Below are 12184 nucleotides of genomic sequence, written 5' to 3'. Positions count from 1 at the left end.
ATTATTCAAAAAGGAGGTTTTAGTTACTCCTTTTAAAAGTTTCAGGAAGTTTTTCAATGTACATTTTTTGATAATCCGGTTCGTTCATTCCGGTTTCTCCAATGAACTTGAATTTTCTAGAAGCTCTTTTAGCCATTGCAGCTGCAGCTTTGTTTTGAGGGATATTGGCAATGTCATTTAACGCTGCCTGTAAAAGAAGTTCGTTCTCGTCACCAAGGGTGCCCATGTTGTTAAGATCTTCCTCAACTAAAATATCGGGGGCAAGCCCATCCACATAATCGCTTACGCCGTCAGCATTTGCAGATTTGTAAACCAAAGGCTGGATAGCGTAGGTATGATTTTCATTGGCACCCGAACGTCCAAAATTAGGGCTGTCATATAATGTTACAGAAGCCTGAAATTTACCTGTTGTAGTATCACCAACCTGTATCACATCAATATAAGGATCTAGCCCGTTGATTACAAGTTCACTCGCCGATGCTGTACGACCCGTGGTAAGTGTGTATACCCTGCTCAACCCTAAACTGTTAAGCGGAACATCTCGTGCATCATCTTTACCTCTGTTGAGTGTAATGTTATCTCGAAATCTATCAATATAGCTCTCCTCAGACCATGCATTTTGATACTTATCATTCCATTGTTGTTTAAGAAAAACTTGATCCTTGTACTGGCCGGTGATCATTCCCGCCAAACCAACAGCACTGGCTACAGAACCACCTCCATTGTACCTTAGATCAAGTACAAGCTCAGAGATTCCCTGTCCCTGCAGTTCAGCAAAAGCATTGTTTAATTGTTCATCATAATCTGCAGTAAAACTGTTGTACATGAGGTATCCTACCTTAGTACCTTCCACATCCAGAGTTTTGGTGATATAGACAGGATTGGTATTATACTCGGCTTTAGTTAAGGTTACAGTCTCTTCAGATTGATATATGGTGTTATCCCGAAGGTCTGCCAAAGTAATAGTATAGGTCGAAGAGCCCATTAAACTCTGGTAATTACTTAAGTTCATTTGCTGCCCATCAATAGTTGTGAAAGCATCGCCACGTTTAATTCCTTCTGCCTCTGCAGAAGTATTTGGCAGCACATAATTTACAATAGCAAGAATTTTATTACCCCCGTAAAGACTTAGAGCCAGTTGCATTCCATTGGTGGTACTTTTTCCTGCAAAACTGTTTTCCAGTGCTACATAATTGGAGGTCAGGAAGCTAAAACGGTCATCAGCGGACTGGATTCCGTCATAAAGTTCTTCAGGAGAGTCAAATGAATCGAGAAAATCTCTCCTCTCTTTTTCTGTAGTAAAATAACTATCTCCAAGTTCAGGAACATCGGCTTTGTAAAGATAAATCTCATTCATTCCGGCATATATGAACTCCTCTATTTCAAGATTTCTGGTATCTTTTTCAGGGTTTTCGGTTCCTTCTCCTTCTTCAACTTTTTTTATTTCATCATCCTGGGAGCAGGAGGTAAAAAGAAAAGCAAGCGCGAAGAATGGTAATAATAAACTGGTCTTTTTCATAAGTAGTTTTTGATTTTTAAGAAGCTAAAAATAAACACATTCGGAAGAAAGAAAAAAGTAATTTTAAAAAAAAGTTAAATGTTCTTAATTATTCTATTTCTAGATAGTTGGCGGTTTCATACATGTTTTTATACAAGGGTGAATCCATCCCGCTTTCCCCAACTATCTCAAAAATATTCCCTTTTCTCTTCACTTTAAAGGGCTCTCCTTTAATGTGTTGCAGGCTGGCCTGCAGCAAGGGTTCATTTAAATCACCAATTGTGCCAAGATTGGTAATATCTTCAATAATGACAACATCGGGAGCTAAACCCTCTAAAAAATCGGTGACACCTGCTGCATTTGCAGATTTGTAGATGAGGGGTTGTATAGCATAAGTATGAGAAGGGTTGGCACCTCTTCGACCAAAATCTGGGGAATCATATAAAGTTACCGAAGCCTGAAATTTTCCTGTAGTGGTATCACCAACCTGTACCACATCAATATATGGCATAAGCCCGTTAATTACCAGTTCGCTGGCCGAAGCTGTCCTTAAACTAGTTATGATATATACGTTTGAAAGGAAAAGGTTGTTGATGCTTTCGCCCGTTCTTATTTTATTGTCGAAGCGATTTATCAATTCTGAAGGATTGTTTTCTTCAAAATAAGTTTGATAATCTTCGTTCCATTGTTCGGTAGAAAAAACTTCTCCCGTAAATTGGCCGGTGATCATACTGGCAAGATCTGTAGCAGATTCTACAGAGCCTCCACCATTGTATCGCAGGTCTAAGATAAGGTTTGTAACACCTTCAGCCTTGTACCTGGCGAAAACAGCATTTAGTTCATCATCAAAACTGCTCGAAAAGCTGTTGTACATAAGATAACCCACGTTACCCTGACCTGTCTCCAGGACATCTGCAAAAAAGATGGGGTTTTCAGTATATTGTTCCTTTACAAGGCTAACGCTTTGACCTGTGGAAATGATATTAGTATCTTCTAAATGAGCAAAACCGATGGTATATTGAGGTTCTGCCAGCAACTGCCTGTAATTTTCGGTAGTTAACTGCTGCCCGTTCACTGTATGAAATAAATCTCCGCGCTGAATACCATTTTTGGAGGCCGAGGTATTAGGAAGAACATACCTCACGTAGCCCAGAACCAGGGAGGAATTATTTGATATTCTTACCAGTCCGTATTCCATACCATTGGTAAGAGCGATTCCTTCCAATGCATTTTCAAGCTCAATATAATCGTCTACCAGGAAGCTGAAGCGGTCCTGAGGGGCGAGCAGTGCGTCAAACAAATCTTCGGGTGAATTAAAACTTCTTAGATAATCATTTAGTTCTTGATTACTTCCGAAGTAGTCGTCCTGAAGTTGAGGGACATCATACTTATAAAGGTAGATATTGTTCAAGCCCTTCCAGATAAATTGATTTACTTCAAGGGTGGAGGCATTATCGACCACATCATCCATATCTTGTGAACAGGAAAAGAACAGATTTCCGAAGAGAAAGGAGAGGATTATTATTCTAATGCTTTTCATAGATTTACAGCTGCTCATAAGTGCTTAAAAGTAAAGAGTTTCAGGATAATTAAAAACTTTTTGTAACAATATTGTTTTTGGTCCGTCGTAATTATAAGAGCGCCTGAAAATGGCCTTTTAACCAACCACGAATGAAAGAGAATACGTTCATAGATCTTATGAATCCGGTCAAGGATAAAATGTACCGGATGGCATTAAGACTGCTTGTTTCAAAAGAGGCTGCAGAAGATGCGATACAGGAGGTCATGATGAAATTGTGGAGCAGAAAGCAAAAATTATCCTCTTATGACAACCTGGAGGCTTTTGCGATGACGGTTACAAAGAATTATTGCCTGGATCAATTGAAACTGAAGTCAAACAACAACCTGCGAATCGTCCACAGTAACTATGATGACGGAAACCCGTCGCTGCAAAGGAAAGTAGAGGTGCAGGATGATTTGGACAGGGTAAAGAAGATTATTGAAACCTTACCAGAACAACAGAAGGTGCTTATTCAGCTTCGCGAAGTGGAGCAATATGACTATGACGAGATTGCAGAAATGACCGAAATGCAGCAAACTGCAATAAGGGTCGCCTTGTCCCGGGCACGAAAAAAAATAAGGGAAGAAATGATAAAAAGACACCGCTATGGAATCAAAAGTAATTGACAACCTGATCAAGAAATATCTAGAAGGCGAGACTTCGCTTCAGGAAGAATCCAGGTTAAGAGAATATTTTAAGTCGGGCAAAGTAGCGCCTCATTTACAGGAGTACACGCCAATGTTCGACTACTTTAGTGCCGCCAAAGAAGAGCATTATACTGGAGATGTTCGCCTTGAGGCCCAAAGCCATGGCAGAAAGAAAGTATATTCCTGGGTGGCAGTAGCTGCCTCGGTCGTTCTCGCTGCAGGGCTTTTCTTTCAGCAGCCTAATGAGGTTACAGAGTTTGGCTCTTATGAAGACCCCGAACTGGCTATGCAAAAAACCAAGGAAGCATTACAAATGGTCTCTCAATATATGAACACCGGGACAGAAGACCTTGGGTATTTAAAAGAATTCAATAACGCAACAAATAAAATTTCAAGAAAATAAACTAAATCTAAATCCTAGAACTAATGAAAAAGCTAATAATTGCAACCTGCGCATTTTTACTACCCTTCCTGGCGGGGGCACAAAACTTCGCGAAGTATGAGAATATGAAAGAAGTTGATGCGGTAGTCATTACCAGTAAAATGTTTAAACTACTTACCAAGATAGATCTCAATGCCGATGATCCTGAAACACAGCAATATATTGATCTTATTGAGAATCTTGAAGAAATAAAAGTTTTTACATCGAAACAGGCCAGTGTACGCCGTCAAATGGCAGCCGATGTGAATTCTTATTTGAAAAATGGATCCATGGAAGAATTAATGCGTGTTTCCAGCGATGGGAAAAATGTAAAATTCTATTATAAGCCGGGACGAAATGACGATTATGTGAGTCAGTTATTTATGTTCATGGAAGGACAGGATGAAAAGACGCCGGTTTCGGTGATCCTTAATATTACGGGAGATATCAATCTTACACAGGTTTCAAAACTTGCACAAGATCTACAAATCCCTGGTGGAGAAGAATTGGAGAACATAGATACAAACTAAATTAAGAGATGAAAACCTTTAAAGTAATAATTGTAGCTGTGGGATTAATTTTCCTTTCCTGCGACAATGAGACGACGCTCCAGGAGTATTATGTTCAAAACCAGGATAACAATCAATTCATGGCGCTTGATATTCCTGCAAGTTTACTCTCTGCAGATGTAGCTGAATTGGACGCTGAACAAAAAGCTACTCTGGAAACCATTCGAAAGGTCAATCTTATGGCATATCCCATGAATGATAAAAACAAGGCTACTTATGATCAGGAAAGGGAAAAGCTGGCCGAAATCCTGCAGGCTGAAAAATATAAAACCTTGATCAAGTATGGTGGAGGAACGCGAAAAGCTGAACTCTATTACCTGGGAGAAGAAGATGCGATTGACGAATTCATCGTCTTTGGATCTGATGAGGAAAAAGGTTTTGCCGTTGCCCGCATTTTGGGGAATAATATGGAACCTGCCGCACTCATAAAACTGGTGAAATCTTTTAATAAAGGAGATCTAAATTTACAAGGACTGGAAGCCCTTAGCACCTTTAAAAATTAAAATCTTCCGGCTTTAATAGCCTATACACAAGACTGCTGAAAAGCTGAAAATTCGTTTCTGTTATTTGAGATAATTATAAAGATTGGAGTCTGTATAATCACAAATAGTTCAGGAGGACGAAAAATCAGCTTTTAGGCGGTCTTTTTAATTTTAAATCCCCGTGTAATTCTGAGGAGTAATTCCCTTCAACTCCTTTTTGACTTCTTCGGAAACCTCCAGCTGGTCAATAAAATCTGAAATACTCTTTTTATTGATTGCTTCATTTGTCCTGGTAAGCCCTTTCAAAGCTTCATATGGATTTGCGTAACCTTCTCGCCTAAGGATGGTTTGAATGGCTTCGGCAACCACCGCCCAGTTATTTTCAAGATCGGCATTCAATTTTTCTTTATTCAAAAGTAATTTTCCGAGGCCCTTTAGTGTGGAGGCAAAGCCAATGAGCGTATGTCCAAAAGGAACTCCAACAGCCCGTAAGACAGTACTGTCTGTAAGGTCACGCTGCAACCTGCTTACAGGAAGTTTTGCCGCTAAATGCTCAAAAAGGGCATTTGCAATACCTAAATTTCCTTCGCTGTTTTCGAAATCTATCGGGTTCACTTTATGAGGCATGGCCGAAGAACCGACTTCCCCTTTTTTGATCTTTTGCTTGAAGTAATCCATAGAAACATAAGACCAAATGTCTTTGTCGAGATCCAGGATGATGGTGTTGATTCTTTTTAGTCCGTCAAAAAGCGCAGCCATATGATCATAATGCTCAATTTGCGTAGTAGGGAAGGAGTGGTGCAGCTCCAGGGTATCTTCTACATATGAAGTCCCGAATTTTTTCCAGTCAATTGAAGGGTATGCCACTTTATGAGCATTAAAATTTCCTGTAGCCCCGCCAAATTTCGCCGCAGCAGGAATTTCCTTTAAAAGGTCATTTTGAGCACGAATTCTTTCAACAAAAACAGCAACTTCTTTTCCTAAACGAGTTGGCGAAGCAGGTTGGCCATGCGTTCTTGCCAGCATGGGGATTTCTTTCCATTCTTCAGAAAGTTCAGATAGTTTTTTTACCAGTTTTTCAAGTTCAGGAAAATACACTTTTTCCAGGGCATCTTTGATACTTAACGGGATTGCCGTGTTGTTGATGTCTTGTGAAGTTAGTCCAAAATGTATAAATTCTTTAGACTTTTCAAGGCCCAGCGCGTCAAATTTATCTTTAATGAAATATTCTACCGCCTTTACATCGTGGTTAGTGACCTTTTCAATCTCTTTCACCGCAACAGCATCTTCAGAAGAGAAATCCTGATAGATTTTTCGCAGTTTTGGAAATGTTTCAGAAGCTACATCTTTGAGTTGAGGCAACGGAAGTTCGCAAAGTGCGATAAAATACTCTATTTCCACCTTTACTCGATAACGGATAAGGGCTTCTTCGCTAAAAAAGGCAGATAACTGTTTGGTTTTTTGAAAATATCGTCCGTCTATAGGAGAAATTGCTTGAAGGGCAGTCATTTGGTTCGGTTAAAAATTAAAGGAGTAAAGATACGGCTTCAGGTTTATTCCCGAAAGCCATGCCTAATAATTACTTCGGAAAAAAGCTGCTTAAAATGTCATTTTTTCAAACCTTATTTTTTCTTAAGTAATTCTTGCACCACCATTGGCACACCCACAGAAGCTTTTTCAGCAATGACTTTAAGGTTCCTTTTTTCATCAACTGCAGGTTTTGGATCAATAAAATAGACGGGGATTCCATTGGGAGCGTAATGTATCAAACTAGCCGCGGGATAAACCTGCATGCTCGTCCCAATGATTAAAAGAATATCTGCTTTGGTGGTTTCTTCCATTGCCCTTTCCATCATTGGTACTGCTTCCCCAAACCAAACCACGTGTGGACGCAGCTGGTGGTTGTGTTCGCAAAAATCTCCTTTATTGAGGTCATCCTCCCAATCCATGACAAGATCTTCGTCAAAGGTACTGCGCACCTTCATGAGCTCACCGTGCAGGTGGAGCACGTTTTGACTGCCGGCTTTTTCATGAAGATTGTCCACATTCTGAGTAATTATCTGTACATCATATTTTTCTTCCAGATCTCTTAAGGCAAAATGACCAGCATTGGGTTGCACAGTTTTTAACTGGCGTCTTCTTTTGTTGTAGAAATCCAGCACCAGTTCCTGGTTTTTTCTCCAGCCCATAGGTGACGCGACTTCCATTACATCATGGCCTTCCCACAGGCCATCTGCATCTCTAAAGGTATTAATTCCGCTTTCGGCAGAAATTCCGGCGCCGGTAAGTACAACTGCTTTCTTCATGTACATGTAATTTTAGGAGAATAAAATAGGAAACTTACACGGGATTTCATAGAGTCTGGCGGAATTTGTGGTAGCTGCAAAAGAGCATATTTCGTTGGAGATTTACTATTTTCGCAGCATGAAAGTAACTGCAGCACTGGTTGATTTCCTCGAATCAAAACTTACCCCAAGAAGAAGAGAATTGTTTAGCAAGGTGATTGAAAGCAGGACCAATCATTTTACCGTGGCAACTCAGGACGTTTACCAGTTGCACAATACCAGCGCCGTCATAAGAAGTTGTGATGTATTCGGAATTCAAAATGTGCATGTGGTAGAAGAAGTGAACCTGAAGAAAATTGATAGGGAGATCGCTATGGGAGCCCAGAAATGGGTAGACATTAACCGCTATCATTCTTCAATAGACTGTATCGAAGCCTTACGGGAAAAAGGGTATCGCATCGTTGCAACTTCTCCACATAAGGGAAAGGCGCTTCAGGATTTTGATATTGATGCTCCCGCGGCTGTTTTCTTCGGAACCGAAACAGAAGGGCTTTCCACGGAAGTAATGGAAGAAGCCGATGATTTTATTCGTATCCCCATGGTGGGATTTACAGAGAGTTTGAATATTTCGGTTTCTGCAGCCATCATTCTACAGGATATTACGGCGAGGCTTCGTAAAAGCGATGTAGACTGGAGATTTTTGGAGGAGGAAAAACTTCAGAAGAGATATGAATGGGCGATAAAAAACCTGAAAAATTCAGCAGATCTTATAGAAGCCTTTCAGGCATCACAATAATTGCATATTTTTAGATCCCCTAAGGTCGCAATATGACACTATTCTTTTATATTATTATTGGGCTGATCACGTTTGTGGCCTTTCTCCATGCATGGTCTAAAAAGACGTACGATTTAAACAGGATCATTATTATTAACCGACCAAAAGCGGAAGTATATGCCTATATAAGGCAGCTTCAAAAACAGCCTTTATGGATGCAATGGTACAGAGAAAATCCCAATGTGATCACCAAGTTTAAAGGAGAAGATGGAAAACTTGGGGCTTCTTCGTACTGGAAAGGAGACCATCGCAAAACCGGTGAGGGAATACAGCGAATCACCAAAATTAAAGAAGGTAAATTAATGGAGACACAGTTATTGTTTTTAAAACCTTACAAGTCCATAAGCATGCAATATTTTGCAGTCAAGGAAGTGGAGCCGGAGCGAACGAAACTTGTATGGGGCATTCGCGGCTCCCATAAATTTCCAGCTTCTGTGGTTACTCTTTTTTATAGCCTCGAAAAAGCAATTGGGAAACATTTTGATGTCAGCTTGCAGAACTTAAAGAAAAATCTGGAAAGTAAATAATTTTTACTTCATAAATAAAAATCCCGGACTTTAAAAAGTCCGGGATTTTTGTCATTTTTGGAACCTTAAGGTTTACCGGTTGAGAAGCTTGTACTCTTCATAGCATCCACTTATGGCATCGAGTATCTGCAAATCATTTGCAGATTCAATAAAGTCTTTGGAATAGTCGCAGCGCCTAAGAATTTCGTCGATATCAAGACGATTCACCTGCAGTAATGCCATTAAAGTTTGCCTGTCAAATTTAGACTGCAGTAAATTTCGAATCGCATCATCGTCTTTCATTTCCCGCAGCTTCTTCATTTCCTTTGGTTTTTTTCCGAAGAGATTATATAAAGCATCTGCCGGATTAAAAACTGCTCCCAAAACACGTGAAACAGCATTCGGGCTGCGATCACCACCTTCATAACCAGAATTAAGCCCGGAAATACTGTAGCGATAATTTTCATAAATAGGAATATTCCTGGCATCAATCTCAAGATAACCTGTAAGCTGGATTGGTCTTACGACTACTTCCTCCAGCGCTATTCCCAGCTCGGTCATTTTTACTTTTACCTCACCATATTTCATCCAGTCATTGGTCACCCTTACCTGGATTGATTTAAATCCCAAATAGGAGAAATACAGCGTATCATTTACAGATGCCTTTATATTAAATGCTCCCTCTTCATTGGTCACTGCACCTACTACCTGATTAAGGTTTACGACATGCGCATTTTCTATAGGAACATCATTGGCCGCGTTAAGCACTTTTCCTACGACCATGGTAGAATCCTGGCCATAGCAAATGATGCTGAACAGAAGAAAAAGGGGGACGAAAAAATATTTCATGGTATGCTGCTTAAAAATAAAAAGGGATTCAGGAAAATCGTACCAAAGTTTGATTTTCCTGAATTTTATTGTTTATTTTTTTGATCGTCTTCTTTTAATGGAGCTTTCTATATTACCGCTTCTTCCACCACCTTTTTTACTGCTCTTTCCTGCAGGAGCATCTGAAGATCTTCTTCTTCCTTTTCCAGAAGATGGTTTGTCAAAGCTTTTAGACTTTTCAAAAGTTTTCTTTTTTCTTCCTCCACTATCAAAATTTCGTCTTCCACCGCCGCCACCTCTCGGGGAGCTTTTGGTGATCTCTACGTTTACCTGGCGACCCTGGTACTCAAAATTATCAAATGTGGCGATTACTTTATCTGCTACAGAAGCATCTACATTGAAAAAGGAGAAATTATTCTTTACTTCTACCCGGTTGACATCATCTCTTCCCAGTTCCAGAGTAGCTTTAAGGAAATCTTTTAATGTCATCCAGTCAAAATCGTCTTTTGCACCTACATTAATAAAGAAACGAGTGGTGTCACCGGAATCTTCATTTCTGTCATTGGAGGCTTTTGCATTAAGATCTGATGCGTTATTGTAGTAATTAAAGAACCTGGTGAATTCCACAGAGAAGAATTTTTTGATCAATTCTTCCTTACTGTAATCCTCCAGTACTTCATTTAACCCGTTGAGGTACCGGTCGATCTCATGATTGATCTCGGTATTCTTGATTTGATTTGCGAGGTGGAACAATTGTACTTCACAAATTTCGAGACCACCCGGAATTTCCTTTTTCTCAAAATTCTGACCAATAATTCGCTCAATTCCCTTGATCTTTCGTACTTCACTTTTTGCCGCAATTACCATGGAAACCCCACTTTTTCCGGCTCTTCCTGTACGACCGCTACGGTGCGTGTACACTTCAGGCTCATCGGGTAACTGGTAATGGATCACGTGGGTGATATCATCAACATCAATTCCTCTTGCGGCAACATCTGTAGCAACAAGGGTTTGTATTTGACGTGCTCTGAAGCTTTTCATCACAAGATCTCGTTGATTCTGGCTTAAATCACCGTGTAAGGCAGCTGCGTTATAACCATCTTCAATCAATTGTTCAGCAACCTTTTGCGTATCCCTTTTGGTTCGGCAAAAAACCACCGAAAATATATCAGGATTTGCATCAGATAATCTTTTTAAAGCGGCATAACGGTCTCTGGCGTTTACCACGTAATATTCATGAGAAACGTTTGAAGTTCCCTTATTTTTTGTTCCTACTGTAATTTCAATAGGATTGTTCATGAATTTCTTGGCAATGATCGCAACCTCTTTCGGCATGGTCGCCGAGAACAACCAGGTATTCTTTTCTGAGGGAGTATGAGATAAAATAGCGGTAATATCTTCAAAGAATCCCATGTTCAGCATTTCATCTGCCTCATCAAGCACGCAGTAGTCGATAGAAGAAATGTCAACCAGCTTCCTGTTGACCATATCCTGCATACGTCCAGGTGTGGCCACAATAATTTGAGCTCCACGCTTAATCTGGCTGGCCTGCTCTGTAATACTTGCGCCACCGTATATGGCCACGGTATTCAAACCTTTAAAGTATTTCGAGTAGTTTTGTAGTTCGTTGGTGATTTGTAAACACAATTCACGAGTTGGGGAAAGAATAAGCCCCTGTGTCTTTTTGCTTTCTGCGTTTATTTTCTGGATAAGCGGAAAACCAAAAGCAGCAGTTTTTCCGGTTCCGGTTTGAGCAAGAGCGACGATATCTGTCTCTTCCTGCAGTAAAATTGGGATTGCTTTTTCCTGCACTTCACTCGGGCTTTCGAAGCCCATGTCTTCAATAGCTTTGAGTAAGGCATCATTCAACCCTAGTAATTCAAATTTGTTCATATAAATATAATAAGCTGCAAAGGTACATATAAGTTAGCAGCTTATTAGATAAATCTTTAGCGAATAAAAAGCGGCCTTAATGTGCCAGGTAATCAATCAATTCGCGAACAGCTTTACTGCGATGGCTGAGCTGTGATTTTTCCAGAAGTGTCATTTCGGCAAAAGTCTTATTAGATCCATCTGGTTGAAATACAGGGTCATAACCAAAACCTTGGTCTCCGCGTGGTTGAGTGGTAATCGTTCCTGTGCAAATGCCGGTAAAAAGAATTTCGTGCTCGTTGAGATTGAGGGCAATGACCGTTTTAAAACGTGCTTTCCTGTTCTTTTTGCCTTCCATGTTCGTTAGGAGCTTTTCCATGTTGGCTATGTCATTTTTATGTTCCCCGGCATATCTTGCAGAATAAACTCCGGGTTCACCGTCTAAAGCGTCTACCATTAAACCAGTATCATCTGCAAAACAATCATAGCCTAATTTATTCTTTACATATTCAGCTTTTAAAATGGCATTTCCGTCAATAGTTTCTGCGGTCTCAGGAATATCCTCGGTGCAATTAATGTCTTTTAGGCATAGAAGTTTTACATTTGAGGGCATGAGTGCCTGGATCTCTTCCATTTTGTTGCGGTTTTGTGTAGCGAAAACCAATTCTATTGTTGCAGGT

At 40.1% G+C, this 12184-nt stretch carries 13 protein-coding genes; 6 read left to right on the top strand and 7 right to left on the bottom strand.

Going from position 1 to position 12184, the window contains the following annotated elements; translation table 11 throughout:
• Nucleotides 1-19: 19 nt before the first annotated feature.
• Both ACOV1Q_RS09695 and ACOV1Q_RS09690 read right to left on the bottom strand, forming a co-directional pair.
• Complete coding sequence (locus ACOV1Q_RS09695; RefSeq protein ID WP_424494178.1) at nucleotides 20-1519, bottom strand: S41 family peptidase; 1500 nt, start codon at nucleotides 1517-1519, stop codon at nucleotides 20-22.
• A gap of 88 nt (nucleotides 1520-1607) precedes the next feature.
• Complete coding sequence (locus ACOV1Q_RS09690; RefSeq protein WP_424494177.1) at nucleotides 1608-3038, bottom strand: S41 family peptidase; 1431 nt, start codon at nucleotides 3036-3038, stop codon at nucleotides 1608-1610.
• A gap of 131 nt (nucleotides 3039-3169) precedes the next feature.
• On the opposite strand from ACOV1Q_RS09690, the gene ACOV1Q_RS09685 reads away from it, so the two are divergent.
• From ACOV1Q_RS09685 to ACOV1Q_RS09670, 4 genes are read left to right on the top strand one after another with little or no spacing between them, the layout of a single operon-like run.
• Nucleotides 3170-3685 carry an RNA polymerase sigma factor gene (locus ACOV1Q_RS09685; RefSeq protein WP_424494176.1) on the top strand — a complete coding sequence of 172 codons (516 nt, stop codon included), beginning with the start codon at nucleotides 3170-3172 and terminating at the stop codon, nucleotides 3683-3685.
• The gene (locus ACOV1Q_RS09680; protein ID WP_424494175.1) at nucleotides 3666-4109 is read left to right on the top strand and encodes a hypothetical protein; all 444 of its coding nucleotides are present in this window, start codon (nucleotides 3666-3668) and stop codon (nucleotides 4107-4109) included. Before ACOV1Q_RS09685 ends, ACOV1Q_RS09680 begins: the two co-directional genes overlap by 20 nt.
• A 23-nt stretch (nucleotides 4110-4132) precedes the next feature.
• Nucleotides 4133-4657 carry a DUF4252 domain-containing protein gene (locus tag ACOV1Q_RS09675; RefSeq protein WP_424494174.1) on the top strand — a complete coding sequence of 175 codons (525 nt, stop codon included), beginning with the start codon at nucleotides 4133-4135 and terminating at the stop codon, nucleotides 4655-4657.
• Between the two features lie 8 nt (nucleotides 4658-4665).
• Nucleotides 4666-5199 carry a DUF4252 domain-containing protein gene (locus ACOV1Q_RS09670; protein ID WP_424494173.1) on the top strand — a complete coding sequence of 178 codons (534 nt, stop codon included), beginning with the start codon at nucleotides 4666-4668 and terminating at the stop codon, nucleotides 5197-5199.
• Nucleotides 5200-5349: 150 nt separating this feature from the next.
• On the opposite strand, the gene purB is transcribed toward ACOV1Q_RS09670, so the two are convergent.
• Nucleotides 5350-6687, bottom strand: a complete 1338-nt coding sequence (gene purB / locus ACOV1Q_RS09665; RefSeq protein WP_424494172.1) for an adenylosuccinate lyase — start codon at nucleotides 6685-6687, stop codon at nucleotides 5350-5352.
• Between the two features lie 113 nt (nucleotides 6688-6800).
• Nucleotides 6801-7484, bottom strand: coding sequence for an SIR2 family NAD-dependent protein deacylase (locus ACOV1Q_RS09660; protein ID WP_424494171.1), 684 nt, complete (start codon nucleotides 7482-7484; stop codon nucleotides 6801-6803).
• Between the two features lie 118 nt (nucleotides 7485-7602).
• On the opposite strand from ACOV1Q_RS09660, the gene ACOV1Q_RS09655 reads away from it, so the two are divergent.
• Both ACOV1Q_RS09655 and ACOV1Q_RS09650 read left to right on the top strand, forming a co-directional pair.
• Complete coding sequence (locus ACOV1Q_RS09655; protein WP_424494170.1) at nucleotides 7603-8259, top strand: TrmH family RNA methyltransferase; 657 nt, start codon at nucleotides 7603-7605, stop codon at nucleotides 8257-8259.
• Nucleotides 8260-8291: 32 nt separating this feature from the next.
• Nucleotides 8292-8825, top strand: coding sequence for an SRPBCC family protein (locus ACOV1Q_RS09650; protein WP_424494169.1), 534 nt, complete (start codon nucleotides 8292-8294; stop codon nucleotides 8823-8825).
• Between the two features lie 72 nt (nucleotides 8826-8897).
• On the opposite strand, the gene ACOV1Q_RS09645 is transcribed toward ACOV1Q_RS09650, so the two are convergent.
• The 3 genes from ACOV1Q_RS09645 to ACOV1Q_RS09635 all read right to left on the bottom strand — a co-directional run bounded on the left by ACOV1Q_RS09645 (nucleotide 8898) and on the right by ACOV1Q_RS09635 (nucleotide 12174).
• Nucleotides 8898-9653: a carboxypeptidase-like regulatory domain-containing protein gene (locus tag ACOV1Q_RS09645; protein ID WP_424494168.1), complete on the bottom strand. Its 756-nt coding sequence runs from the start codon at nucleotides 9651-9653 to the stop codon at nucleotides 8898-8900.
• Between the two features lie 72 nt (nucleotides 9654-9725).
• The gene (locus ACOV1Q_RS09640) at nucleotides 9726-11525 is read right to left on the bottom strand and encodes a DEAD/DEAH box helicase (RefSeq protein ID WP_424494167.1); all 1800 of its coding nucleotides are present in this window, start codon (nucleotides 11523-11525) and stop codon (nucleotides 9726-9728) included.
• Nucleotides 11526-11601: 76 nt separating this feature from the next.
• A complete protein-coding gene (locus ACOV1Q_RS09635; protein ID WP_424494320.1) occupies nucleotides 11602-12174 on the bottom strand; it encodes a non-canonical purine NTP diphosphatase in 573 nt (190 codons plus the stop codon).
• Between the last annotated feature and the right edge of the window lie 10 nt (nucleotides 12175-12184).

Source organism: Salinimicrobium maris, assembly GCF_049680855.1.
Classification (GTDB): domain Bacteria; phylum Bacteroidota; class Bacteroidia; order Flavobacteriales; family Flavobacteriaceae; genus Salinimicrobium.
The sequence above is the reverse complement of the archived record's forward strand: the minus strand, read 5'-3'. Positions and strand labels throughout refer to the sequence as shown.

What these genes read in the sequence shown, in the direction of transcription:
- ACOV1Q_RS09695 (WP_424494178.1), bottom strand. Translation starts at nt 1,519, where the DNA reads ATGAAAAAGACCAGTTTATTATTACCATTCTTCGCGCTTGCTTTTCTT.
- ACOV1Q_RS09690 (WP_424494177.1), bottom strand. Translation starts at nt 3,038, where the DNA reads ATGAAAAGCATTAGAATAATAATCCTCTCCTTTCTCTTCGGAAATCTG.
- ACOV1Q_RS09685 (WP_424494176.1), top strand. Translation starts at nt 3,170, where the DNA reads ATGAAAGAGAATACGTTCATAGATCTTATGAATCCGGTCAAGGATAAA.
- ACOV1Q_RS09680 (WP_424494175.1), top strand. Translation starts at nt 3,666, where the DNA reads ATGGAATCAAAAGTAATTGACAACCTGATCAAGAAATATCTAGAAGGC.
- ACOV1Q_RS09675 (WP_424494174.1), top strand. Translation starts at nt 4,133, where the DNA reads ATGAAAAAGCTAATAATTGCAACCTGCGCATTTTTACTACCCTTCCTG.
- ACOV1Q_RS09670 (WP_424494173.1), top strand. Translation starts at nt 4,666, where the DNA reads ATGAAAACCTTTAAAGTAATAATTGTAGCTGTGGGATTAATTTTCCTT.
- purB (WP_424494172.1), bottom strand. Translation starts at nt 6,687, where the DNA reads ATGACTGCCCTTCAAGCAATTTCTCCTATAGACGGACGATATTTTCAA.
- ACOV1Q_RS09660 (WP_424494171.1), bottom strand. Translation starts at nt 7,484, where the DNA reads ATGAAGAAAGCAGTTGTACTTACCGGCGCCGGAATTTCTGCCGAAAGC.
- ACOV1Q_RS09655 (WP_424494170.1), top strand. Translation starts at nt 7,603, where the DNA reads ATGAAAGTAACTGCAGCACTGGTTGATTTCCTCGAATCAAAACTTACC.
- ACOV1Q_RS09650 (WP_424494169.1), top strand. Translation starts at nt 8,292, where the DNA reads ATGACACTATTCTTTTATATTATTATTGGGCTGATCACGTTTGTGGCC.
- ACOV1Q_RS09645 (WP_424494168.1), bottom strand. Translation starts at nt 9,653, where the DNA reads ATGAAATATTTTTTCGTCCCCCTTTTTCTTCTGTTCAGCATCATTTGC.
- ACOV1Q_RS09640 (WP_424494167.1), bottom strand. Translation starts at nt 11,525, where the DNA reads ATGAACAAATTTGAATTACTAGGGTTGAATGATGCCTTACTCAAAGCT.